Origin of the sequence: Serratia proteamaculans, assembly GCF_004684015.1 — a bacterium.
Taxonomy (GTDB): domain Bacteria; phylum Pseudomonadota; class Gammaproteobacteria; order Enterobacterales; family Enterobacteriaceae; genus Serratia; species Serratia proteamaculans_F.
Genome location: NZ_SRIA01000021.1, coordinates 277,519 through 300,442, shown reverse-complemented (window position 1 = coordinate 300,442; position 22,924 = coordinate 277,519). Strand labels below are relative to the sequence as shown.

At 56.6% G+C, this 22,924-nt stretch carries 22 protein-coding genes and 1 riboswitch; of the genes, 13 read left to right on the top strand and 9 right to left on the bottom strand.

The features are described 5' to 3' along the window. Nucleotides 1–20: 20 nt before the first annotated feature. Together folB and bacA are read left to right on the top strand one after the other, a co-directional pair. A complete protein-coding gene (gene folB / locus E5C26_RS21555) occupies nt 21–380 on the top strand; it encodes a bifunctional dihydroneopterin aldolase/7,8-dihydroneopterin epimerase (protein ID WP_135318120.1) in 360 nt (119 codons plus the stop codon). A gap of 131 nt (nt 381–511) precedes the next feature. Beyond that, nucleotides 512–1,336 (top strand): undecaprenyl-diphosphate phosphatase, encoded by an 825-nt coding sequence (gene bacA, locus E5C26_RS21550; RefSeq protein ID WP_135318119.1) that lies wholly within the window; start codon nt 512–514, stop codon nt 1,334–1,336. A gap of 39 nt (nt 1,337–1,375) precedes the next feature. Here the strand turns inward: bacA and E5C26_RS21545 are convergent, their stop codons facing one another. Beyond that, nucleotides 1,376–2,620, bottom strand: a complete 1,245-nt coding sequence (locus tag E5C26_RS21545) for a multifunctional CCA addition/repair protein (protein ID WP_135318118.1) — start codon at nt 2,618–2,620, stop codon at nt 1,376–1,378. Between the two features lie 123 nt (nt 2,621–2,743). Further along, a complete protein-coding gene (locus tag E5C26_RS21540; RefSeq protein ID WP_012146991.1) occupies nt 2,744–3,364 on the bottom strand; it encodes a TIGR04211 family SH3 domain-containing protein in 621 nt (206 codons plus the stop codon). Nucleotides 3,365–3,644: 280 nt separating this feature from the next. Here E5C26_RS21540 and E5C26_RS21535 point away from each other — a divergent pair, with 280 nt between their 5' ends. From E5C26_RS21535 to yjeH, 4 genes are all read left to right on the top strand, one after another. Continuing rightward, nucleotides 3,645–4,952, top strand: coding sequence for a CYTH domain-containing protein (locus E5C26_RS21535; RefSeq protein WP_135318117.1), 1,308 nt, complete (start codon nt 3,645–3,647; stop codon nt 4,950–4,952). A gap of 45 nt (nt 4,953–4,997) precedes the next feature. Then, nucleotides 4,998–7,835: a bifunctional [glutamate--ammonia ligase]-adenylyl-L-tyrosine phosphorylase/[glutamate--ammonia-ligase] adenylyltransferase gene (gene glnE, locus E5C26_RS21530; RefSeq protein ID WP_135318116.1), complete on the top strand. Its 2,838-nt coding sequence runs from the start codon at nt 4,998–5,000 to the stop codon at nt 7,833–7,835. 93 nt (nt 7,836–7,928) lie between these two features. Further along, nucleotides 7,929–9,359 (top strand): bifunctional D-glycero-beta-D-manno-heptose-7-phosphate kinase/D-glycero-beta-D-manno-heptose 1-phosphate adenylyltransferase HldE, encoded by a 1,431-nt coding sequence (hldE, locus tag E5C26_RS21525; protein ID WP_012146988.1) that lies wholly within the window; start codon nt 7,929–7,931, stop codon nt 9,357–9,359. A 25-nt stretch (nt 9,360–9,384) separates the two neighbouring features. Further along, complete coding sequence (gene yjeH / locus E5C26_RS21520; RefSeq protein WP_135318115.1) at nt 9,385–10,638, top strand: L-methionine/branched-chain amino acid transporter; 1,254 nt, start codon at nt 9,385–9,387, stop codon at nt 10,636–10,638. 28 nt (nt 10,639–10,666) lie between these two features. Here yjeH and ubiK read toward each other — a convergent pair whose 3' ends face one another. After that, entirely contained in the window at nt 10,667–10,945 is a 279-nt protein-coding gene (ubiK, locus tag E5C26_RS21515) for a ubiquinone biosynthesis accessory factor UbiK (protein ID WP_012146986.1), read from the bottom strand. A gap of 146 nt (nt 10,946–11,091) precedes the next feature. Beyond that, nucleotides 11,092–11,252: riboswitch (FMN riboswitch) on the top strand. Nucleotides 11,253–11,362: 110 nt separating this feature from the next. Between ubiK and ribB the strand changes: the two genes are divergently transcribed. After that, nucleotides 11,363–12,016, top strand: a complete 654-nt coding sequence (gene ribB / locus E5C26_RS21510) for a 3,4-dihydroxy-2-butanone-4-phosphate synthase (protein ID WP_135318114.1) — start codon at nt 11,363–11,365, stop codon at nt 12,014–12,016. A 66-nt stretch (nt 12,017–12,082) separates the two neighbouring features. Here the strand turns inward: ribB and zupT are convergent, their stop codons facing one another. Next, nucleotides 12,083–12,850 carry a zinc transporter ZupT gene (gene zupT / locus E5C26_RS21505; RefSeq protein ID WP_135318113.1) on the bottom strand — a complete coding sequence of 256 codons (768 nt, stop codon included), beginning with the start codon at nt 12,848–12,850 and terminating at the stop codon, nt 12,083–12,085. A 207-nt stretch (nt 12,851–13,057) separates the two neighbouring features. On the opposite strand from zupT, the gene ygiD reads away from it, so the two are divergent. Next, entirely contained in the window at nt 13,058–13,840 is a 783-nt protein-coding gene (ygiD, locus tag E5C26_RS21500) for a 4,5-DOPA dioxygenase extradiol (protein ID WP_135318112.1), read from the top strand. Nucleotides 13,841–13,855: 15 nt separating this feature from the next. Here the strand turns inward: ygiD and E5C26_RS21495 are convergent, their stop codons facing one another. Then, on the bottom strand, nt 13,856–14,881 hold the full coding sequence (locus E5C26_RS21495; RefSeq protein ID WP_135318111.1) for a LacI family DNA-binding transcriptional regulator: 1,026 nt from the start codon (nt 14,879–14,881) through the stop codon (nt 13,856–13,858). A gap of 214 nt (nt 14,882–15,095) precedes the next feature. On the opposite strand from E5C26_RS21495, the gene E5C26_RS21490 reads away from it, so the two are divergent. From E5C26_RS21490 to E5C26_RS21470, 5 genes are read left to right on the top strand one after another with little or no spacing between them, the layout of a single operon-like run. After that, complete coding sequence (locus E5C26_RS21490; protein WP_135318110.1) at nt 15,096–16,865, top strand: class I mannose-6-phosphate isomerase; 1,770 nt, start codon at nt 15,096–15,098, stop codon at nt 16,863–16,865. A gap of 5 nt (nt 16,866–16,870) precedes the next feature. After that, nucleotides 16,871–17,299: a PTS sugar transporter subunit IIA gene (locus tag E5C26_RS21485; protein ID WP_135318109.1), complete on the top strand. Its 429-nt coding sequence runs from the start codon at nt 16,871–16,873 to the stop codon at nt 17,297–17,299. A 9-nt stretch (nt 17,300–17,308) separates the two neighbouring features. After that, nucleotides 17,309–17,803 (top strand): PTS system mannose/fructose/N-acetylgalactosamine-transporter subunit IIB, encoded by a 495-nt coding sequence (locus E5C26_RS21480; RefSeq protein WP_135318108.1) that lies wholly within the window; start codon nt 17,309–17,311, stop codon nt 17,801–17,803. Nucleotides 17,804–17,825: 22 nt separating this feature from the next. Next, a complete protein-coding gene (locus E5C26_RS21475) occupies nt 17,826–18,626 on the top strand; it encodes a PTS mannose/fructose/sorbose/N-acetylgalactosamine transporter subunit IIC (protein WP_085119282.1) in 801 nt (266 codons plus the stop codon). After that, a complete protein-coding gene (locus E5C26_RS21470; protein WP_012146977.1) occupies nt 18,626–19,447 on the top strand; it encodes a PTS system mannose/fructose/sorbose family transporter subunit IID in 822 nt (273 codons plus the stop codon). Before E5C26_RS21475 ends, E5C26_RS21470 begins: the two co-directional genes overlap by 1 nt. A gap of 50 nt (nt 19,448–19,497) precedes the next feature. On the opposite strand, the gene E5C26_RS21465 is transcribed toward E5C26_RS21470, so the two are convergent. The 4 genes from E5C26_RS21465 to E5C26_RS21450 form a co-directional block, all read right to left on the bottom strand. After that, entirely contained in the window at nt 19,498–20,280 is a 783-nt protein-coding gene (locus E5C26_RS21465; protein ID WP_135318107.1) for a glucose-6-phosphate isomerase family protein, read from the bottom strand. After that, nucleotides 20,273–20,836 carry a glucose-6-phosphate isomerase gene (locus E5C26_RS21460; RefSeq protein WP_135318106.1) on the bottom strand — a complete coding sequence of 188 codons (564 nt, stop codon included), beginning with the start codon at nt 20,834–20,836 and terminating at the stop codon, nt 20,273–20,275. Before E5C26_RS21460 ends, E5C26_RS21465 begins: the two co-directional genes overlap by 8 nt. Nucleotides 20,837–20,959: 123 nt before the next feature. Continuing rightward, entirely contained in the window at nt 20,960–22,120 is a 1,161-nt protein-coding gene (locus E5C26_RS21455; protein WP_135318105.1) for a glutathionylspermidine synthase family protein, read from the bottom strand. A 3-nt stretch (nt 22,121–22,123) separates the two neighbouring features. Beyond that, nucleotides 22,124–22,786: a DUF1190 family protein gene (locus E5C26_RS21450; RefSeq protein WP_135318104.1), complete on the bottom strand. Its 663-nt coding sequence runs from the start codon at nt 22,784–22,786 to the stop codon at nt 22,124–22,126. Nucleotides 22,787–22,924 lie beyond the last annotated feature (138 nt).

Genomic DNA, 22,924 nt, shown 5'->3' with positions numbered 1-22,924 from the left:
CAAAAACAGAGAATGACGTGATGGATATCGTATTTATAGAAGAGCTTACCGTAATTACTACCATTGGCGTTTATGACTGGGAACAAAACATTCGCCAGAAGCTGGTGTTCGATATCGAAATGGGCTGGGACAACCACCAGGCGGCCGCCAGTGACGATGTGAATGACTGCCTGAGCTATGCCGATATCAGTGAAGCCATCATCCAGCACGTGGAGCCCAATCGGTTTGCGTTGGTGGAGCGGGTTGCTGAGGAAATATCTGAAATATTACTCCAGCGCTTCAATTCCCCGTGGGTCCGTATTAAGGTCAGCAAACCGGGCGCTGTTGCACATGCCAGCCGGGTTGGGGTGATCATTGAACGTGGTACCCGGCCGGCGTGACGTTCTGTCATACCTGTGCAACTTAAGACCGTTAACCTGGTCTGAACCTGAGAATTGTTTTAGCGGCAATGTATTGAGCACTGCCGCTTTTTTATGTTTATAGCCGTAACTTTATAGGGTGATCGAAGCACATGGCGGACATGCATTCACTGTTTATTGCGTTTGTTCTTGGGGTGGTCGAAGGGTTAACTGAATTTTTACCGGTGTCTTCAACCGGGCACATGATTATTGTCGGCGAGTGGCTGGGCTTTACTGGCGATAAGGCCAAAACTTTTGAGGTGATCATCCAGTTGGGGTCGATTCTGGCGGTGGTGGTGATGTTCTGGCGTCGCTTGTTCGGACTGATCGGCATTCATTTTGGTGGTAAACCGGTTGAGCACGAAGGCAAAACGACGGGCCATTTGAAACTGGGCCATATTCTGCTGGCGATGATCCCAGCGGTGGTGCTGGGGCTGCTGCTTCATGACTTTATCAAGTCGCTGTTTGCACCGAAAAACGTGATGTATGCGCTGGTGGTGGGTGGTTTCCTGCTGTTGGCCGCTGAATGGCTGAAGCCGAAAAAACCGAGTGCCGAAGGGCTCGATGACATCACCTACCGTCAGGCATTTATGATTGGTTGCTTCCAGTGTCTGGCACTGTGGCCGGGCTTCTCCCGCTCAGGTTCCACCATTGCCGGTGGCATGCTGGTGGGTGTGAATCGTTATGCGGCTGCGGAGTTCTCTTTCCTTCTGGCGGTGCCGATGATGATTGGTGCCAGTGCGCTGGATCTGTACAAGAGTCTGCATTTCCTGACGATGGGCGATTTACCGATGTTTGCGGTCGGTTTCGCCACTGCCTTCGTGGTAGCGCTGATCGCGATCAAGACCTTCCTGACGCTGATCAAACGTATCTCGTTTGTGCCGTTTGCTATCTATCGCTTTATCGTGGCCGGCGTGGTTTACATGGTCTTCATGTAAGCGACACCGCAATAAAAAACCCCGCGCTGCGGGGTTTTTTTATGCCTGATCGAGAGGGATATCCTGGGTTTGTTTCCAGTCGGCCAGTGCCTGTTGGCGGCGGCGTTTCAACTCGTCGCGGATCGCCAGCCCTTGCAGGCCACTGGCTACCACCTCTTTGACCGACACCGCATTTGCCACCTGAAACGCCTGGCGCAGGTAGTCGCCCTGCGGATAAGGGTTGTTTTCAAAGCCGGTACGGCCGCGGGCGTCGGCTTCGCTGGTGAGGATCATCTGTTCCAGCCGCTGCGGTTTGCGCCAAACATCGACCGCATCAAACAGTTTCAGCAGGGTCTCAGGGCGCAGCTTGTTTACCGTATGGATCAGGTCGTGATATTCGGCGACCAGCTTGGCCAAATCGCGTACCGGATTGGGGACTCGCAGCCGCTGGCACAGTGCTTCGACCAGCAGAACGCCCGCAGGTCCATGGCCGTGGTGATGTGGCCAGAGCTCTTTTGGTGTCTGCCCCTTGCCAAGGTCATGACAGAGAGCGGAGAAGCGCACGTCCACTTCAGGGCTGAGCTGGGCAGCGATGGCCAGCGTCATCAGAGTATGAATGCCGGTGTCGATCTCCGGGTGCCATTTAGCGGGGGCCGGTACGCCGAACAGCGCGTCGATCTCCGGGAACAGCACGCTCAGCGCCTCGCAGTCACGCAGTACCTGAAAATAGACCTGTGGGCTCTGGCTTTGCAGTGCCTTCTCGGTTTCTTTCCATACCCGCTCGGCCGTCAGCGCTGCCAGTTCACCACTGCGTGCCATCTGACGCATCAACTCGGCGGTTTCCGGGGCGATGCTAAAACCCAAATGGGCGAAGCGGGCGGCGAAACGCGCCACGCGCAGTACACGCAACGGATCTTCACCAAAGGCATCGGACACGTGGCGCAGTACTCGCGCTTGCAGGTCGGCCACGCCGTGGAAAGGGTCGATCAACTCACCGTCGGCGCTGCGGGCAATGGCGTTGATGGTTAAATCACGACGTTGCAGATCTTCTTCCAGCGTTACGTCCGGTGCGGCGTAGCAGGTAAAACCGGTATATCCCTGGCCGGATTTCCGCTCGGTGCGTGCCAATGCATATTCTTCATGTGTTTTCGGGTTGAGAAACACCGGGAAGTCTTTACCGACCTGTTGATAGCCCAGAGCTGTCAACTCTGAAGGCGCAGCGCCAACCACCACCCAGTCGCGGTCGACTACCGGTATCTCAAGCAAGCTGTCGCGGACGGCACCGCCGACCAGGTAAGTCTTCACTGTTAACTCCTGAATTTATGTTAAGGCTCTGTTGACCAGATTACCTCAATTAGCGGGGTGTTGCCGAAACCAATAAAAAGGGCGCCCCGCAGGCGCCCAATCTCAAACCGAACGATACTTTGATCAGTTCATCCAGCGGTTGTTGCTTTTGCGACGCGGGATCAGATGTGGCAACAGCAGACCCAACAGCAGGCCTACGCCAGCCACACCGCCGCCGTACATAAACCACTGCAGGATAATGGTGCGCTGTTTGTCGTCGAGCTGCAGGTTAACGGCGTTAACCTTTTTCTGTGCCACTACCAGCTGATTTTTCAGATCCTGGTTTTCCTGCTGCAGACCGCTGATGGTGCTGTCGCTGCCGGCTACTTTCTGCTGCATTTCAGCGGTACGCTGGTTCCAGCTGTTGTCGATATTGGCCAGTTTATCGGTCAGGGTTTTTACCTGTTGCTCCAGCGCGGGCACCTGGGTGCGCAGGCTTGGTGTCTGGCTCAGCTGATCCAATGGGATCCAGGTATTACGGCCCTTGGCATCGCGGATCTGGCCATAGTTGGTGCTGTCATTTACGCTCAACAGAGTCACTTCTTCACCGGCGTTCAAGGTACCGACAATACGGTACTGATTACCCGGGCCGCTGTGGACGTAAGTATTCAATTCATCGGAGATATAGCGTTTATCTTCGGCATGGGCGCCCCAAGTGATGCTGAAGCTCAGCACGGCAAGGCAAATCAGGCGTAATTTCTGCATTAGTTCATCGTTTCTGTGTGAATTTATGGGAACGATAGTAGAGCGTTCAGTCTGACGACGCAACGCAAAAACCGGAATGAGAACTATCTTACTGTGGCAGATTCTGTGAGTTGCGCAGTGTTTTATAACGTAACAGGTTTTTTCTGCAGTTAGCAGGGTTAAGGCGCCGGGAATCGCGGTAAGATATCGGCAACTGTGCGTCACCGGGCAGAACGTGGCAGGCCAGGCCCGCCGCCGTGAAGGCTGACGCGAATGCGTAACTTATTGGTGTAAAAGACTTATGACCGTTGAAATAGAACTGAAATTTATTGCCACCCCGGATGCGGTTGCCGCCTTGCCGCAGCAACTGGCCGCCTGGCCGAATCAGCATTCCGCACCGCAAAAACTGACCAATATTTATTTCGAAACCGCCGATAATTTCCTGCGTGGTCAGGATATGGGGCTGCGTATCCGCGGGTTCGACGACAGTTATGAAATGACCATCAAAACCGCCGGAAAGGTGGTCGCGGGCTTGCATCAGCGTCCGGAATACAATGTGGCGATCGCCACGCCGGAACTGGCGCTGGATCGGTTCCCGGCAGATATCTGGCCGCAGGGTTGTGATATCCCGGCTTTGCAGCAGGCGTTGCAACCGCTGTTTCGTACCGACTTCGTGCGTGAGAAGTGGGTGGTCACTTACGGTAAGAGCGAGATTGAGGTTGGTCTTGATCAGGGTGAAGTGCGTGCCGGAGAGCAGAGCGAAGCGCTGTGCGAGATCGAGCTGGAATTAAAGGAAGGCAATACCGCCGATTTGCTGGCGCTGGCCAACGCACTGGCGGAACACGGCGGCCTGCGCCAGGGCAGCCTGAGCAAGGCAGCGCGGGGTTACCATTTGGCGCAGGGCAACGCCCCGCGTGAGCGTCATCCATTGGCGGTATTGAAACCGGCCGCCAAATCCACCGTTGAGCAAGGGATGATCGCCAGTTTCGAACTGGGTTTGAGCCATTGGCAATATCACGAAGAACTGTGGTTACGTGGTGATACTCAGGCCCGTCGTTCCGTGATGGAGGCGATTGCGCTGATCCGCCAGGCATTGGTGATTTTCGGCGGCCTGGTACCACGCAAGGCCAGCGCCGATCTGCGCGCCCGACTGACCGCACTGGAGCCGCTGCTGGTTGATAAAACCACTCAGCCACAGGAGTTGTGCTACAGCGCGGAATATCTGCAATGTAAGTTAGCGCTCACATCGTGGTTGGTAACCGGTGCCTGGAAACCCTTTATCGATGCCAAGGCGCAGGCCAAGCTTGACGGCTCCTTCAAACGTTTTAGCGACATTATGCTGGGGCGCAGCGCCGCCGAGTTGAAAGAAGCCTTCACCCGCACGCTGAACGATGACGAATACGAGGAACAGCTGCCGCGTCTGACGCGTCAGGTCTCGGCATTTATCCTGTTGTCCGGGGCTTACCCTGACGACGAAACCGGCCCGTACATCGACGGCTGGCGCGAGCTGCAGCTGGCGGTAGCCGAACGGCGCCAGGGCTGGTACGAAGGCAGCCGCAAGCAGGCCTTATCGCATGCGCCATTCTGGTTAAACGGCGCCCTCCGCTAATTAAGCTGGCCTGCCCGGCGCAGGCCGCAGAACGGATCATTCACTATGTTGCCACTTTCAGCAGCGTTACAGACTCAGGCACAGAACATCGTGCAGCGTTTTCAGGAAACTCAGGGCGCGGACTGCGCGCTCAGCGATCAGGAACAGTGGGTTTTGGCGTCGAGCGACTTTGTCTGCGACATGTTGCTCAACCAGCCGGAATGGCTGGCGACGCTGCGCAAGCAACCGCCGGTGGCGGACGAGTGGCAACATTATGCCGCCTGGCTGCAGGATGATTTGGAAGAGGTGCGTGACGAAGCGCAGCTGATGCGTGCACTGCGTCTGTTTCGCCGTGAGACGCTGGTAAGGATCGCCTGGGCGCAGGCGCTGGGCCAATGCAGCACGCAAGAAACGCTGTTACAGCTGAGTGGGTTGGCGGAAACGCTGATTGTCAGCGCCCGCGACTGGCTGTACCAAACCTGCTGCCGTGAGTGGGGCACCCCATGTAATGCTCAGGGCGTGCCGCAGCCGTTGTTGATCCTCGGTATGGGGAAATTGGGCGGCGGTGAGCTGAACTTCTCGTCCGATATCGATCTGATCTTTGCCTACCCTGAAAACGGCCAGACCCAGGGCGGACGGCGTGAGCTGGATAACGCCCAGTTCTTCACCCGCCTGGGACAGCGGCTGATCAAAGCGCTGGATCAACAAACTATCGACGGCTTTGTCTATCGCGTGGACATGCGGCTGCGACCGTTCGGCGACAGTGGCCCACTGGTGATGAGCTTCGCCGCGCTGGAGGATTATTATCAGGAGCAGGGCCGTGACTGGGAACGTTATGCGATGGTCAAGGCGCGGCTGATGGGCGGTTCGGAAGACGTCTACAGCGAAGAACTGCGCAAAACCCTGCGGCCGTTTGTTTTCCGTCGCTATATCGATTTCAGCGTGATCCAGTCGCTGCGCAATATGAAAGGCATGATCGCCCGTGAAGTACGGCGGCGCGGGCTAAAAGACAATATCAAACTGGGTGCCGGTGGCATCCGCGAAATTGAATTTATCACCCAGGTATTCCAACTGATCCGTGGCGGGCGCGAACCGGCGTTGCAGGGGCGCTCCTTGTTGCCGACGCTACAGGCGGTGGGGGAACTGGGGCTGCTGGAGCCGCAACAGGTACAGGCGATGAGTGCCAGTTACCTGTTCCTGCGGCGGCTGGAAAACCTGCTGCAGGCGATTGCCGATCAACAAACGCAAACCTTGCCGCAAGATGAACTCGACCAGGCGCGGCTGGCCTGGGGGATGGGGTTCGATGATTGGTCGGCCCTGTTGCTGGCGCTGGATGACCATATGCAGGCGGTCAGGGCAGTATTTAACGACCTGATTGGCGACGATAGTCCGGATGTCGGAGAAGATCCCGACTATCAGCACTATCACAGTTTGTGGCAGGACGCGCTGGAAGAGAACGAACTGGCCCCGTTGACGCCGCACCTGGACGAAGAGGCGCGCAGACAGATGCTGCGCACCATCGCCGAGTTTCGTCATGACGTCGACAAACGGACCATTGGCCCGCGTGGCCGCGACGTGCTCGACCAACTGATGCCGCGCCTGCTGGCGGAAGTCTGTCCGCGTCAGGACGCGCCGACCGCACTGCTCAGGCTGACCCAGCTGTTGCTGAGCATCGTGACCCGTACCACCTACCTTGAGCTGCTGGTGGAATACCATGCGGCGCTCAGCCATCTGATTCGTTTGTGTGCCGCTTCGCCGATGGTGGCCAACCAGCTGTCGCGTTATCCGCTGCTGCTCGATGAGCTGTTGGAGCCGGCGACGTTGTATCAGCCGGTGGCCCCGGATGCCTATCGCAGCGAGCTGCGCCAGTACCTGTTGCGGGTGCCGGAGGACGACGAAGAGCAAAGGCTGGAAGCGCTACGCCAATTCAAACAGGCGCAGCAGCTGCGTATTGCCGCCGGGGATATCTCTGGTGCCCTGCCGGTGATGAAAGTGAGCGATCACCTCACCTATCTGGCGGAGGCGATTATCGACACTGTGGTGCAGCAGGCGTGGAACGATATGGTCGCACGCTATGGCCAGCCAACCCATTTGCAGGAGCGTGAAGGACGAGGTTTTGCGGTGATTGGCTACGGCAAGCTGGGCGGTTGGGAGCTGGGCTACAGTTCCGATCTTGACCTGGTGTTTATCCTCGATTGTCCGCCTGAGGTGATGACCGACGGCGATCGCAGCATCGACGGTCGTCAGTTTTATCTGCGTCTGGCTCAGCGGGTCATGCACCTGTTCAGCACTCGCACCTCGTCCGGTATTTTGTATGAAGTGGATGCCCGCCTGCGGCCGTCGGGCGCGGCCGGTATGCTGGTCAGCACCGTCGAAGCCTTTGCCGATTACCAGCAGAGCGAAGCCTGGACCTGGGAACATCAGGCGCTGGTGCGGGCACGCATCGTGCATGGCGATCCGCTGTTGCATCAGCAGTTTGACGTTATCCGCCGGGAGATCCTGTGCAAACCGCGTGACCTGGAAACGCTGAAGCGCGAGGTACGTGAGATGCGCGAGAAAATGCGCAATCACCTTGGCAACAAGCAGCGCGATCTGTTTGATATCAAAGCCGACGAGGGCGGGATCACCGATATCGAATTTATTGCCCAGTATCTGGTCTTAGGCTATGCGGCCGCCGAACCGCGCCTGACACGCTGGTCTGATAACGTGCGCATTTTCGAGCTGATGGCCAATTACGACATCATGCCGGAAGAAGAAGCGCGCGCACTGACCCAGGCTTACGTCACCATGCGCGACGAGATCCATCATCTGGCGTTGCAGGAGCATTCCGGCAAGGTCGGTAACGGCCAATTCGCCGCCGAACGTGAACAAGTCCGCGCCAGTTGGGCGAAGTGGCTGGGCTGAGCAGGCCGGTTGCGCAATACGTTTTGCAGCTATTACAGACGTCTGTGGTAATATCTGCGCCACTAAAATTTTGTACTTTTTTGGAGTTATCGGATGAAAGTTACACTGCCTGATTTTCGCCGCGCCGGGGTATTGGTGGTGGGTGACGTCATGTTGGATCGCTATTGGTATGGGCCGACCAGCCGTATCTCACCGGAAGCGCCGGTGCCGGTGGTCAAGGTTGAAACCATTGAAGAGCGTCCCGGCGGTGCGGCTAACGTGGCGATGAACATTGCTTCGCTGGGTGCCAATTCACGCCTGGTGGGCCTGACCGGTATTGATGATGCCGCGCGGGCGCTAAGCGCCAAGCTCAATGAAGTCAACGTGCGCTGTGATTTTGTCTCGGTGCCGACGCATCCGACCATCACCAAGCTGCGCGTGCTGTCGCGTAACCAGCAATTGATCCGCCTCGATTTCGAAGAAGGTTTCTCTAACGTCGATCCGCAGCCGCTGTTGGAACGTATTCAGCAGGCGCTGCCGCAGATTGGCGCACTGGTGCTGTCTGACTACGCCAAAGGCGCGCTGAGTCAGGTACAGAGCATGATCCAACTGGCGCGTGCCGCCAAGGTACCGGTGTTGATTGATCCTAAAGGATCGGATTTCGAGCGTTATCGCGGCGCAACGCTGCTGACGCCAAACCTGTCCGAATTCGAAGCGGTGGTAGGTCACTGTAAAGACGAAGCCGAACTGGTTGAACGCGGCATGAAGCTGGTGGCGGACTTTGAGCTTTCCGCTCTGCTGGTCACCCGCTCCGAGCACGGCATGACGCTGCTGCAGCCGGGCATCGCGCCGCTGCATTTACCCACTTTGGCGCAGGAAGTGTTTGACGTTACCGGTGCCGGCGATACCGTTATCGGCGTGTTGGCCGCGGCACTGGCTGCCGGCAACACGTTGGAAGAGTCCTGTTTCCTGGCCAATGCCGCTGCCGGCGTGGTAGTGGGCAAATTGGGGACTTCAACCGTTTCGCCGATTGAACTGGAAAACGCGGTACGCGGCCGGGCCGAAACCGGCTTTGGTGTGATGACCGAGGCCCAGTTGAAAACCGCCGTGGCGCAAGCCCGTCAGCGCGGTGAAAAAGTGGTAATGACCAACGGCATCTTCGACATTCTGCATGCCGGTCACGTCTCTTATCTGGCTAATGCCCGCAAGCTGGGCGATCGCCTGATTGTGGCAGTGAACAGCGATGCTTCCACTAAACGTCTGAAAGGCGAAACCCGTCCGGTCAACGCGCTGGAAAACCGCATGATTGTACTGGGTGCGCTGGAAGCGGTGGACTGGGTGGTGCCGTTCGAAGAAGACACGCCACAACGCCTGATCGCCGATATCCTGCCGGATCTGCTGGTGAAAGGCGGCGATTACAAGCCTGAAGATATCGCCGGTAGTACCGAGGTATGGGCTAATGGCGGCGACGTCAAAGTGCTGAACTTTGAAGACGGCCTGTCGACCACCAACATCATCAAGGCAATAAAAGACGGGCGTGGCTAACGTTCGCTGAAAACGGCGGTGGGCAGTGAGTGGACTGAAGCAAGAGCTGAGTTTGGCGCAGGGCGTTGGGCTATTGTCCACTTCACTGCTGGGGACCGGTGTGTTTGCCGTTCCGGCTTTGGCGGCACAGGTGGCGCAGGGCGATAGTCTGTGGGCCTGGCCGCTGCTGATTATCCTGGTGTTCCCGATCGCCATTGTTTTTGCGGCTTTGGGCCGCCACTTCCCCAGTGCGGCCGGGGCAGCGCATTTTGTCGGGCTGGCCTTTGGCCCGCGCATGGCGAAAGTCACCGGCTGGCTGTTTTTGTCGGTTATTCCGGTTGGGTTACCCGCTGCGCTGCAGATTGCCGCCGGTTTTTGGCAGGCCACTTTCGGCTGGAGCGCCAATGTCCTGCTGTTGGTACAAATTGCCACGCTGGTGGTGATTTGGTTTTTAGGCACGCGCAGCGCGGGTTCCAGTGCCAATATTCAAACGTTAATTGCCATTCTGGTGGTGGCGCTGGTGGCCGCTATCTGGTGGCGTGGCGACATCTCACTGTCTCAAATTCCCTGGCCGGCAATCAACGAAATCTCCTCTCCCAATCTGTTCCACGCGCTGGCCGTGATGTTCTGGTGCTTTGTCGGCCTGGAGGCCTTTGCCCATCTGGCGACCGAGTTCCGTAATCCTGAACGCGATTTTCCGCGTGCGCTGCTGTTTGGCATGTTGGTTGCCGGGGCGGTGTACTGGGGCTGTACCGTGGCGGTGCTGCATTTCCACGCCTACGGCGAGCATCAGGCGGCGGCTGCGTCGTTGCCGGGTATCGTGGTGCAATTGTTTGGTCAACATGCGCTGTGGGTGGCCTGCATCATTGGCTATCTGGCCTGTTTTGCCAGCGTGAATATCTATACCCAAAGCTTCGCCCGGCTGGTGTGGTCGCAGGCGCAGGATCGTCCGTCCAGCGCGCTGGCCAGGCTGTCTGCCGGACAGGCACCGGTCAATGCATTAAGCGCGGTGGTCGGCAGCTGCTTGCTGTTCACTTTGCTGATTTATACGCTAAAGCTACCGCTGGATACGCTGCTGGTGTATGCCAATGGCATTTTCGTGCTGATTTATCTGCTGTGTATGCTGGCGGGCTGTCGAATTTTGCACGGGCGTTCGCGGCTAATGGCGGCGACAGGATTAGGGCTGTGTGTGCTGTTGATGGTGATCATCGGCTGGAAAAGCCTGTATGCACTGGGAATGTTTGCGCTGATTTGGCTGGTGTTGCGGTTTAAGGCACAGACGGCGCTCAAAGCGCAATAAGGGCGCGTTGCCGCGCCCTTAAGGGTAACTATTCGGCGTCTGGCTGTTGCGCAGCAGGCGTGGCGTTCAGCTTGCTTTCCAGCTCGCTCATACGCTGTTCCAGCAACGCCAGTTTCTCACGGGTGCGCAGCAGTACCTGGGTCTGCACGTCGAACTCTTCGCGGTTGACCAAATCCAGACGGGTGAGCTGTGACTGCAACACCTGACGGATTTTCTTCTCAACGTCTTCCCCGAATTCGCGCACGCCTTTAGGCATGGACTCATGCACCTGACGTGCGATCTGTTCAATTTTTTTCGGGTCAATCATGGCGTATCCCTTTCAGAGTTTAATAGCTGTCGCCTAGTGTAATGCGAGTTGCCCGCCGGATAAACTATTTAACCGCTTTCCCTGCGGCTGGCCGAATTGTGCTTTTGCCAATTGCCCTGATTAATCATTAGCGTTATAGTCGAGAAGCTTATTCTCAGGGCGGGGTGCAAGTCCCCACCGGCGGTAAATCACCTTTTACGGTGAAAGCCCGCGAGCGCTCAGCCAGTTTTTGCAGTTTGGTTAGAGGTCAGCAGATCCGGTGTAATTCCGGGGCCGACGGTTATAGTCCGGATGGGAGAGAGTAACGGTATCTGCCGGGTTTGCGCCCGCTTGCGTTATTTTTTTAGCTATTGCTAGCTACTCCTCAAGATCGCCCTGGTTCTGGTAATCCATAATTTTCTAATGAGGTTTTTTACCATGAATCAGACCCTACTTTCAGATTTCGGCACGCCGGTAGAACGCGTAGAACGCGCTCTTGAAGCATTGCGCAATGGGCACGGTGTGATGGTGCTCGATGATGAAAATCGTGAAAACGAAGGTGATATGATCTTCGCCGCAGAAACCATGACCGTTGAGCAGATGGCGCTGACCATTCGCCACGGTAGCGGTATTGTGTGCCTGTGTCTTACCGAAGAACGTCGTCAGCAGCTTGAACTGCCGATGATGGTGACCAACAACTCCAGCCAGTTCCAGACTGCCTTCACCGTGACTATCGAAGCGGCACAGGGTGTGACAACCGGTGTTTCCGCGTCCGACCGCCTGACCACCATTCGCGCCGCAATTGCCGATAACGCCAAGCCGAGCGATCTGAACCGCCCTGGCCACGTGTTCCCGCTGCGTGCGCAGCCGGGTGGCGTGCTGAGCCGTCGTGGTCATACCGAAGCGACTATCGATCTGGTGGCAATGGCCGGTTTCAAACCTGCCGGCGTGCTGTGTGAACTGACCAACGATGATGGCAGCATGGCGCATGCGCCAGAAGTTATCCTCTTCGCCAAACAGCATGACATGACCGTACTGACCATCGAAGACCTGGTGGCCTACCGCCAGTCACACGAGCAGAAAGCCAGCTGATATCACACTGATTTTCTGAATATGAAAAAAGCCGCATGCGCGGCTTTTTTTGTAGCTGAAAAACGATTAACCGATGCCGCCGCTCTGTAACAGCGTCAGGCTGAATCCCATCACCGCCATTCCGCATAATACGCCGTAGCTCGGGTTATTATTCGGATCAATCTCTTTCGCCAACGGCATCAGCTCATCGACTGACAGCGCCACCATAATGCCGGCGACGGCCGCCATAATAGACGCCATTACCACCGGCGATATCATCGGGCCAAGCAGCAGAAATGCCAGCACGCCGCCGAGAATTTCTGCCATGCCGGAAATACCCGACCACAACAGCGCCTTGGTCTTTGAGCCGGTCGCGGCATATACCGGCCCGGCGACCGCCAGGCCCTCAGGGATATTGTGGATGGCGACGGCCAGCGCGATACCCATTCCCAGCTCCAGATCGGCGCTGGCGGTCACGAAGGTGGCGATGCCCTCCGGGAAGTTGTGCAGGCTGATGCCCAGCGTCAACAGCACGGCAGTGCGTTTCAGGTTGTGCGGCTTGAGTGGTTTTTGCAGTAAATCCTGTGGATGCTGATGTGGCAGCATCCGGTCCAGCGCAAAATAACCCAGCAGGCCGAGCATGAACATGCCATAGCCCAACATCGGCGACATACCGACGGTGTGCAGCGCCGCGGGCAGCATTTCCATCAGCGATATCAACAGCATAATCCCGGCGGCAAAGCCGAGAGCAAACGCCAGCATTCGGTTGGAGGGCTTCTGGCCGATAATGCCGAACAGGGCACCGACAAAGGTAGCGCCACCGGCCAGCAGGGTCAGGAGTAGCGGTACGGACATGGTTATCTCCTGTAGGCTGAAATTATTGTTTATTTTCTGATACTAACAGAGTAAAGGCATAAATCGAGTGGATTTGGCTGATTGCTTCCATTGTTTTAACCATTCAAATTTATTGAAGATCATCATCATGGTTATCCGGCTGTTTTACCCCGGTAAACGGCGTAGTCTGGTCCACAGAATGTATTGCGACCAACCCAAGGAACCTGTATGAACACCTCTCGTATGCCAGCACTTTTCCTCGGTCACGGTAGCCCGATGAACGCGCTGGAAGAAAACCGCTACACCCGTGCATGGCGTACGTTGGGCGAAACCTTGCCACGTCCAAAGGGCATCGTTGCCGTATCCGCTCACTGGTATACCCGTGGCACCGCCGTTACTGCGATGGAAAATCCGAAAACCATCCATGACTTTGGTGGTTTTCCACAGGCGCTGTTTGATACCCAGTATCCGGCTCCCGGCTCTCCTGAATTGGCTGCGCAGGTCCAGCAGGTGTTGGAGCCAGTTCGCGTCAAGGCCGACGTCAGCGAATGGGGTTTGGATCACGGCACCTGGGGCGTGTTGATCAAGATGTATCCTGAGGCGGACATTCCGGTCGTGCAGCTCAGCATCGACGGTACTCAGCCTGCGGAATACCATTATGAACTGGGCCGCAAGCTGGCGGAGCTACGCGAGCAGGGAATTATGATCGTAGCCAGCGGTAACGTGGTGCATAACCTGCGGATGGTGAAATGGCAGGGGGACGCCACGCCTTATCCATGGGCCACGGCGTTTGATAAGTTCGTGCGGGATAACCTGAATTATCAGGGTGATAACCATCCTTTGGTGAACTTTATGCAGCATGAAGGCGCGGCGCTGTCGAACCCGACGGCGGAGCACTACCTGCCGCTGCTGTACGTACTCGGCGGTTGGGACGGTAAGGAAGCGATAACCGTGCCGGTAGATGGCATTGAGATGAGCTCATTGAGCATGTTGTCGGTACAAGTCGGTTAAGTCCTTCGCGCCGGTTCAGGCCGGCGCGGATTTATTGGCAAAACCGCAGGACTCGCGGATCACCAAAGAAGGCGGCAGGATGATGCGTTTGGGTGGTTCATCATTGCCCTGAATACGGCTGTACAACAGTTCCCCGGCTTTACGGCCAATCTCGCGCGAGGCCACCGACACGGTGGTCAAACCTGGCTGCACCAGCGAGGCTTCGGTAATATCATCAAAACCAATTAGCGCAAAATCACGGCCAATCTGGCGGTCGAGTTTGCGTAATGTCTGCATCACCCCCAGCGCGACAATGTCCTGATAGCATAAGGCCGCAGTGATTTCCGGATGGGCTTTTAGCAGTTGTTCCGCTGCCTTGGCACCGGAGCTCTGGCTGGCTTCACTGTCCACAATCCATTCCCCGTTGACCATAATCCCGTGTTCCAGCAGCTTGCTGGTGTAGCCGCCCAGCCGTTGTGCGCGGGTAGCCGAACTGATGGATCCTCCGATAAAGGCGATATGGCGATGCCCCAAATCCAGCAGATGCTGGGTCGCTAACTGGGTACCCAGGAAGTTGTCAGTGCCGACAAAGTCAAAGTGCGCATCGGTCACCGGCCTGACCACCATAATGGCCGGGATCTTGCGGCGCTTGAGCGTTTCAAAAAACAGCGGGGGCGTTTGCCGGGCGGCGCACAGCACCATACCGCTGGTATTGTTTTGCAGCAGGGAGTCGACAAATTTTTGCTGCCTGTCGGCGGACTCTTCGCTGTTGGCCAGAAACAGCATCAACTGGTGGCGCTCCATTTCCTGGCTCAGCCCGGCGGTCATCTCCGCATAAAACGGGTTGGTGATGTCGTGCAGCAGCAGGCCGACCTGATTGCTGCTGCGATTGCGCAGGTTGGCAGCAGTCTGATTGTAGACATAGCCCAGCTGATCAATGGCGCTCAGCACCCGCTTGCGGGTGGCGTCCGATATGCGGCCACGATTGCGCAATACCATCGATACGGTTGCGGTGGAGACTTTTGCGTGCGCGGCGACGTCCGCCAAGGTTATTGTGCTCATTTCATCTCCTGTCGGTACCCACTGTCACATCAAGGTATAACGATTAACCTTATTCCGTAAAATCCCGCCAATAAATCGTGATTCGCGTCACGAAAGTTCGGCTTTTTATGGGGTTATTATCGATTGTATGAGGTTAATCTCGTTAATCAGCCTGTTTAACACAAGGTTAATCGATTAATCTTTTTCTATGTATCCAGCTCATAGGCAGAAGAATATGACAGACCAACAGCATAAATCAACCAGCTATGACAAGTCTCCCGAAGTAGCGGTGCAGGGGTTTGACCACGCCGCCTGGCAAGGGTGGAAGGCCGTGACCGAGGCGGTCAGCCATCAGATTACCGCCCTCGGGTTGCGCAAAACCCTGTTGGTCGTGGATTGCTACCATGGGGTGAATCTGGCAGAGCTAATCGAGAATTTTATTCATCCTCTGCAGCCGGTCAGTAGCGTCAATGCCGAATCGGCCAAATACGATGAGCCACACATTCGCGCGATGATTGAGCGCAATTTAACGGATGACCGTGTGTTTGGCGTGCTGTCGTGCCATGAAATGCCCGAGTTTTTTGATGCTGCGCGCGTCCAGCAGTTGCGCGATCAAATTGCGCGCGTCGACAGTGGGCTGGTGGTGGTTTATGGGCCGGGTGCGGCGCTGATCGCCGAAGCCGATGTATTGGTGTATGCCGACATGGCCCGCTGGGAAATTCAGCAGCGTTTCCGCCGCGGTGAACTGGGTAACTGGGGGGCGAATAATGTGGATGAAGATGTGCTGCGTCGCTACAAGCGAGCCTTCTTCGTGGAATGGCGAGTCTTCGACCGTCATAAAACCCCGTTGCTACAGCGTGCCGATTTTGTGTTGGACACCAATCAGGCCGGCCAACCCAAGCTTGTGACCGGTGCGGCTTTCCATGCCGGGTTGCAGCAGGCGACCCAACGCCCATTCCGCGTGGTGCCGTTTTTCGACCCCGGCGTTTGGGGGGGCCAGTGGATGAAACAACAGTTCGATCTCGACCCGACGGCAGCCAACTATGCATGGTGTTTTGACTGCGTGCCCGAGGAAAACAGCCTGCTAATGCGTTTTGGTGACGTCCGGGTCGAGATCCCCTCACAGGATTTGGTGCTGTTATATCCTCGCCCCTTGCTGGGTGAGCAGGTGCATGCTCGCTTCGGGGCGGAATTCCCCATCCGTTTTGACCTGCTCGATACCGTCGGCGGGCAAAATCTCAGCTTCCAGGTGCATCCGCTGACGGAATACATCCAACAGCATTTCGGTATGCATTACACCCAGGACGAAAGCTATTACATCCTGGCGGCGAAGCCAGGCTCAGAAGTGTATCTGGGGGTGAAGAACGGTACGGAACCGAAAGCGATGATGGCTGACCTGGCCGCGGCCCAAAGGGGCGAAAAAGCCTTCGATGATCAACGTTTCGTGAATCGTTTTCCAGCGCGTAAACACGACCATTTCCTGATCCCCGCAGGGACGGTGCATTGCTCTGGTGCGGGTGCCATGGTGCTGGAAATCAGCGCTACGCCCTATATTTTCACCTTCAAACTGTGGGACTGGGGCCGCCTGGGATTAGATGGCCAGCCACGCCCGGTGCATCTGCAGCATGGCGAACAGGTAATCAACTGGCAGTGCGACACCACCTGGGCGAAGGAGCACCTGGTCAACCGCATTGAACCGGTTGCCGAAGGGGCGGGCTGGCAGGAAGAACGAACCGGTTTGCACGAGCGTGAATTTATCGAAACCCGTCGCCACTGGTTTAGTGAACCGGTGCTGCACCATACCGAAGGCCGGGTGAACGTGTTGAATCTGGTCGAAGGGGAAGAGGCGGTGGTGGAAAGCCCTGAAGGACATTTTGCGCCCTTCGTGGTGCATTACGCTGAAACCTTCATCGTACCGGCCGCAGTGGGGCCGTATCGCATCAGCCCCCATGGTCGCAGCCTGGGCAAAACCCTGGGCACCATCAAAGCCTGGGTAAGGGGATAAGCCGTATGTTGAAAGTGATAGTGACTTCCCATGGCCCGCTGGCTGAGGCGCTGATGAGCAGCGCGCGTATGGTTTACGGTGAATTGCCGGGGACCAGCCATGTGGGCCTGAGTGAAGGTACCGGTATCGAAGCCTTCAAACAGGATTTTGCCGACGAATTGCAGCGGGTGAGCGCCGAGGCCGACGGGGTGCTGGTGCTGTGCGACATGCTGTGCGGCACGCCTTACAACGTGGCCTGTCGCCACGCTTTTGATCCCCAAACGCCGGTGCCGATGGCCGTGGTGACCGGCGTGAATTTCCCGATGCTGTTGATGAGTGCCGAATTGCTGGAAGAAAAGGACGTTCACCAGGCGGCACAAGAGCTGGTAGCGCTGGCGGGTGAGGCGATTGCTGTTGCCCGTCCGGCGGTAACGGCGCAATTGGACGATTTCTGAGGAGAGAAGATGGCCATTTCATTTGTACGTATCGACGACCGGGTTATTCACGGTCAACTGGTGACCCGCTGGGCGAAGGAATTGCCCTGCGACGGTATTGTGGCGATCGATGATGAGGTGGCGGCAGACCCGTTACTGTCATCGGTGATGAAAGGGGCGGTACAGGACACGAAAGTGTGGCTGTTTACCGTGCAGCAGGCGATAGAAAAGCTGCCGAAGGTGATCGCCAGCGACAAACAGTACTTTGTGATTGGCAAGTCGCCGGTCACGTTGCGCAGGTTGATAGAGGCAGGGATCGATCTGAGTAATCGTAACAAGAAAATTAACGTCGGGCCGATGTCGGCCCGCAGGGACACGGTGACCATTGGGCCTAATCAATCGGTAAACACATTAGAGGCAGAGGCTTTCGACTTTCTGACCGAACATGGGCATGCCATCGAATTCCGTTTAGTCCCGGATGCCAGCCATTTCAGTTGGCTGGATGCCAAAAAGAAACTCAAATAAGCCTGAACGGCAGGAGTGAACTATGTGGTTTGAAGCGACGCTTATCGGGATACTTTGCTATCTCGGTGCGCTGAGCAGCCCCTGGCTGCTGGGGCTGACCGGAGGCTGGTATATTCTCAGCCGCCCGTTGGTCTCCGGCATGCTGGTGGGGGCTATTCTCGGTGATGTACAGACCGGCATTATCATCGGTGTTGCGGTTCAGGCGGTGTATATCGCCATGGTCACACCGGGCGGATCGATGCCGGCCGATCTCAATTTTGTGGCGTTCCCGGCGATTGCGCTGGGCATTCTTTCCGGTAAAGGAACCGAGGTGGCGGTGGCGCTGGCGGCGACTATCGGCATCATGGGCACCGTGCTGTTCAACGCCATGATGGTGCTCAATTCTTACTGGAATCACCGTGCGGATCTGGCGGTAGAGCGCGGTGATGAGCGAGGGATTTACCTCAATAGCGCCATCTGGCCGCAGGTCACCAACTTCCTGCTGCGTTTTATACCGACGTTCATCGCGGTCTTTTTCGGGGCGCGCTATATCAACGCCTTTATGGACAGCCTGCCGGCACTGGTATTGACCACCATGAACGTGGTGGGCGGCATTCTGCCCGCGGTCGGCATCGCCATTCTTCTTAAACAGATTATTAAAAGCTACAGCATGCTGATTTACTTCCTGGTGGGGTTCATCTGCATTGTTTTCCTCAAGCTGAATATGGTGGCGCTGGTGATTGTCGGCGCGCTGCTGGCACTGATTCACTACAACTATAAGCCAGAGCCGCAGGTGGCCGCCGCACAGGCCGCGCCTCAGGCTGATGATGAGGATGAATTCTGATGGATACGCCAACACCTAAATTGAATAAGCAAGACCTGCGTCGTTGCTGGCGCAGCTGGATGATGTACAACCTGTCATCGATGAGCTTTGAGCGCCTGGAGTCGTACGGTTTTTGCCTGAGCATGATGCCGGCGCTGAAAAAACTGTATCAGGACAAACAGCAGCGTATTGAAGCCATTCGCCGCCACACCTCGTTCTATAACACCGAGCCGCAGTTGGGCGCGATTGTTAACGGCATGGTGATTGGGCTGGAAGAAAAACGCGCCAACGGCGAGCCGATCGACGGGGAAACCATCAACACGCTCAAGGTGGGGTTGATGGGGCCGGTGGCCGGCATTGGTGACTCGATGGTGCCGGGCATGCTGATCCCGATTTTGTTGAGTATCGGCATGGCGCTGGCAGCCGGTGGCAGTGTGATTGGCCCGCTGTTTTATATCATCGCGTTTAGCCTGATCGTCATTCCGGGGTCTTACTGGCTGTTTATGAAAGGCTACCATATGGGCTCCGGCTCGGTGGAGATGCTGGTCAGCAGCAAGTCCTCACGACTGCGGGAGGCACTTTCCCTGCTGGGGGTGTTCGTCATGGGCGGCGTCGCCGCAAGTTACGTCAAACTGGGGACCGGCCTGGAGTTTGTTACCAAAGACGGGGTGAATATTCACCTGCAGCAAATGCTGGACGGTATTTTCCCTAACCTGATGCCGTTGATTGTGGTGCTGGCGACCTGGTACCTGATGGCCAAGCGCGGGCTTTCACCGGTGAAAGCGATGCTGGGGCTGCTGGTGTTGGCAGCGGCAGGGGTAGCCTGCGGTTTGTTTTCTTAAGCTATCAATGAGTTACATGTAGGGGGCGAATATATTCGCCCCATTCTTTTTTACGGCTCAAATCGTTGCCATTTGTCCGCTACGCTGCCTGGTTTGGAAATGAACTGGAAACGCGCCGGACAGTCTTCAAACTGCGAATATAAGGGAGCGTCGCTCAAACCGAATTCGTGGTATTGGCGTGGCCCGATGGCGTGCAGTCTGCTGGACTGGTAGCATGGATTTTGCTGCCAGATAATATTGTTGCCCTGTAATAGCGGGTACCAGGCCAGCCCTTTGTACTCACGGACGGCATCATATTCGAAGCCATATTCACGATCGCACCAGGCGGCGAAGGTCAGCGGCTGGTTGGGATCGGCGGAAATTGTGGCGTGCGCCCATCCTGGTGGTACCAATACCTTTTCACCTGGGCCTGCATGCACGGCAAAGCAGCGCCCCGGCTCACGTTCCACCCGTTCTTGCATGTAAATAATGGCCTTGCCTTGCCAGATCTCGTACAGCTCTGGCGGTGACCAGCCGCTGTGTACGCTGATGCGGTGCACATGACCCTGGCTGCGTACTGGCTCCTGACCCAACTGGCCTTTGGCATAGGTGACAATGCCGAACAGCAACATGCGCTTTTTCAATTCAGCCAAATGCCGCTGTTTGGCGACGTCCATGACGATGGCATAGACCTGTTCTGGCCCGTTGCAGTCGGGATCGCGCAGGGAGCGGCGGATCTGTTCCAACGTCCGAATCTCCGGCAAGGGGCCAATCACTTCTTCGCCATAGGCAAACCCCATCGGATGGTCGCTAATGGAAACATCCAGGCCAAATTTAAGCATTGAATCACTCATATTGCGCCTCCGCTTTCCAACCGTTGCCATCGGCAAACACCCGCAGTTTGAAACCCTGTGGCTGGAGTGCGTCGTAGTTGTGTCCCGCCACGGTTGGCCAGACCGCCAATGCGGACAGCACTTCAGTACCGGTGTTGATCAGGCGATGAGCGGTAAAGGAAGGGATATGGTGAACGCTGCCGGGGGAGACCTGTTCCAGCCTGCAAGCCCCGTCCCGGTGTTGCAGCAGCAGTAAACCCTGGCCACGTAAGCCAAAATAGAATTCCGCCTGTTCGGGGCGCTGATGAAAATGCCCACGGGTCATAAAGAACTCGTTGCCTACCCGGCCAGGCAGCAGGTGAGTGGTGCCCACAAACAGCTCACCTTCCTGTTGTTCGGAAGGCAGCATTTCTACCTGATACACGGCAAGTTCTGCCGGCATCGCCCGCCATGCGGCAGGATCGGCAAAGATCCCCGCCAGACTGCCCAGGGGGGTAGATTTTCGTTGAATATCAGCTGCGGTAAAGCATCCGTCGGCCAGGTTGACCTGCGGTGGAATAAGGGAAGTCAGTTTCATATCTGGTTGCTCCGCCCGAGGAGAACAGACGCTTCGAGTATAAAAGGTTAATCGATTAATCACCAGCAGGAAAGCATAAAAAAAGCGCGATATTATCGCGCTTGATATCAACCAATTTGCTTGTTAGCCAAGGATGATGTGCGGGTAGAAACGCGACAGATCCTGGGTGATCAGCTCACGATCTTCACGCAGACCGATGCCGCAGGGTTGATCGTCAACCAGCCAACTGCCGATCAGCGTATAGCTGCCTTCGAACTGTGGCAGCGGGTGGAACTGTTGCACGATCATGCCTTCTTCGCCGTAAGGGCCGTCGACGCTGGCAACTTCCTGACCATTCTGCACGATCTGGATATTGGCACCTTCGCGTGAGAACAGCGGCTTGGTGACGTAGTGATCGAGCTGTGGATGATCGTCTTCTGCAAAGTACGATGCCAGCAGATTAGGGTGATCCGGGAACATTTCCCACAGCATCGGCAGCAGGGCCTTGTTGGAGATAATGCTTTTCCACGCCGGCTCCAGCCAGCGCACGCCGGCATCTTCCAGCTTGGTGGAAAACATCTCGCGCAGCATGAATTCCCACGGGTAAAGCTTGAACAGGTTACCGATGACCTGATTTTGCAGGTCGGTAAACTGGCCTTTCTCACCCAGACCAATCTCTTCCATAAACAGGAATTCGGTCGGGACTCCGGCTTCCAGCGCGCAGTCCTGCAGATATTGCACGGTACCGCGATCTTCCTCGCTGTCCTGGCAACAGGCCAGGTGCAGCAGACCGAAACCGTGGTGTGCTTTCAGGGCAGCGAAACGCTCGATCAGTTTTTCCTGCAGACTGTTGTACTGATCGGACTCCGGGCTGAGCTTGCCGGCGTTGATCTGGTCTTCCAGCCACAACCATTGGAAAAAGGCCGCTTCGTACAGCGAGGTCGGGGTATCGGCGTTGTTCTCCAGCAGCTTGGGCGGATTGATACCGTCGTAGGCCAGATCAAGACGTGAATACAGCGACGGCTGGTTGGTACGCCATGAGCTGCGAACGAACTCCCAGGTGTGTTTCGGGATGCGGAACTTGGTCATCAGCGCATCGCTGGCGACCACTTTCTCCACCACCTGCAGGCACATCTGGTGCAATTCGGCGGTGGCGTTTTCAATTTCTTCAATCTGCGCCAGCGTGAATTGGTAAAAGGCGTCCTCACACCAGTAGGGTTCGCCATACATGGTGTGGAAGCGGAAGCCGAATTCGGTGGCCTTTTCGCGCCAGTCCGGGCGCTCGGTGATCGCAACGCGTTTCATGCATTAACCGCCCATGCTGCGTGAGCTGGAGGTCGCGCTGCTGCGCTGCATGCTGGTCTGCTTGGCGACGGATTCGCCAAAGCCACCACGGGTGACGGTATTGGTCACTGCCGGTTTCGGTGCCATGGCGGTTTTTGGCACCGTCATGGTACGGCCGCCGGCGGTGGCCGGGCCGTAGCTCTTGCCGGAGGCATCAACGAATTTGCCGTTGGCCGGGCTGGCGGCGTTTTTAGAGGTGAACAGCGGCTGCTGAGCAAAGCCGGAACCGCCCATCATACGGCCCATCATGTAGCCTGCCATCAACGGCATCCACATGCTGCCACTGCTCTGTGACTCGGCTGCCATGCCGGCCTGTGCCGGGGCGGGTGCCTGAGTACACTGCGCTTCACCGAACTCGGCGACACAGTCTTCGCGAGTGGCGTATTTCGGCGCGGTTTTTGCGGCTTCTTTCAGGGCGTTGTTATAGGCGGTGGTGCACTGCTCGCTCATCGAAGGGTTAGTGCGCGAACAGTCGTCGGCATTTTGATACATAGAGACCGTTTCATCGCTCTTCTCGCAGCCGGCCAGCATAAAGACTGCGCTGATCGCCAAGGCTACGGGCGCAACGCGGTAGTCGCGCCAGGATTTGCGGAACGTCTCTCGGTTGATGTTTTTTGTCCGTTTCATCGTTATTCATCCCATCAGTCGGGCTGTATTCGCCCATTCCCAGTAATGGCGGTAAGGATAGGGGAAAGATGGTTAAAATTAAAGCTGAAATGCCTACGGAATCCACTCTTTACGCAGTTATACGTTGGGCTGTGCGCC

What these genes read in the sequence shown, in the direction of transcription:
- folB (WP_135318120.1), top strand. Translation starts at nt 21, where the DNA reads ATGGATATCGTATTTATAGAAGAGCTTACCGTAATTACTACCATTGGC.
- bacA (WP_135318119.1), top strand. Translation starts at nt 512, where the DNA reads ATGGCGGACATGCATTCACTGTTTATTGCGTTTGTTCTTGGGGTGGTC.
- E5C26_RS21540 (WP_012146991.1), bottom strand. Translation starts at nt 3,364, where the DNA reads ATGCAGAAATTACGCCTGATTTGCCTTGCCGTGCTGAGCTTCAGCATC.
- E5C26_RS21535 (WP_135318117.1), top strand. Translation starts at nt 3,645, where the DNA reads ATGACCGTTGAAATAGAACTGAAATTTATTGCCACCCCGGATGCGGTT.
- glnE (WP_135318116.1), top strand. Translation starts at nt 4,998, where the DNA reads ATGTTGCCACTTTCAGCAGCGTTACAGACTCAGGCACAGAACATCGTG.
- hldE (WP_012146988.1), top strand. Translation starts at nt 7,929, where the DNA reads ATGAAAGTTACACTGCCTGATTTTCGCCGCGCCGGGGTATTGGTGGTG.
- ubiK (WP_012146986.1), bottom strand. Translation starts at nt 10,945, where the DNA reads ATGATTGACCCGAAAAAAATTGAACAGATCGCACGTCAGGTGCATGAG.
- ribB (WP_135318114.1), top strand. Translation starts at nt 11,363, where the DNA reads ATGAATCAGACCCTACTTTCAGATTTCGGCACGCCGGTAGAACGCGTA.
- zupT (WP_135318113.1), bottom strand. Translation starts at nt 12,850, where the DNA reads ATGTCCGTACCGCTACTCCTGACCCTGCTGGCCGGTGGCGCTACCTTT.
- ygiD (WP_135318112.1), top strand. Translation starts at nt 13,058, where the DNA reads ATGAACACCTCTCGTATGCCAGCACTTTTCCTCGGTCACGGTAGCCCG.
- E5C26_RS21495 (WP_135318111.1), bottom strand. Translation starts at nt 14,881, where the DNA reads ATGAGCACAATAACCTTGGCGGACGTCGCCGCGCACGCAAAAGTCTCC.
- E5C26_RS21490 (WP_135318110.1), top strand. Translation starts at nt 15,096, where the DNA reads ATGACAGACCAACAGCATAAATCAACCAGCTATGACAAGTCTCCCGAA.
- E5C26_RS21485 (WP_135318109.1), top strand. Translation starts at nt 16,871, where the DNA reads ATGTTGAAAGTGATAGTGACTTCCCATGGCCCGCTGGCTGAGGCGCTG.
- E5C26_RS21480 (WP_135318108.1), top strand. Translation starts at nt 17,309, where the DNA reads ATGGCCATTTCATTTGTACGTATCGACGACCGGGTTATTCACGGTCAA.
- E5C26_RS21475 (WP_085119282.1), top strand. Translation starts at nt 17,826, where the DNA reads ATGTGGTTTGAAGCGACGCTTATCGGGATACTTTGCTATCTCGGTGCG.
- E5C26_RS21470 (WP_012146977.1), top strand. Translation starts at nt 18,626, where the DNA reads ATGGATACGCCAACACCTAAATTGAATAAGCAAGACCTGCGTCGTTGC.
- E5C26_RS21465 (WP_135318107.1), bottom strand. Translation starts at nt 20,280, where the DNA reads ATGAGTGATTCAATGCTTAAATTTGGCCTGGATGTTTCCATTAGCGAC.
- E5C26_RS21460 (WP_135318106.1), bottom strand. Translation starts at nt 20,836, where the DNA reads ATGAAACTGACTTCCCTTATTCCACCGCAGGTCAACCTGGCCGACGGA.
- E5C26_RS21455 (WP_135318105.1), bottom strand. Translation starts at nt 22,120, where the DNA reads ATGAAACGCGTTGCGATCACCGAGCGCCCGGACTGGCGCGAAAAGGCC.
- E5C26_RS21450 (WP_135318104.1), bottom strand. Translation starts at nt 22,786, where the DNA reads ATGAAACGGACAAAAAACATCAACCGAGAGACGTTCCGCAAATCCTGG.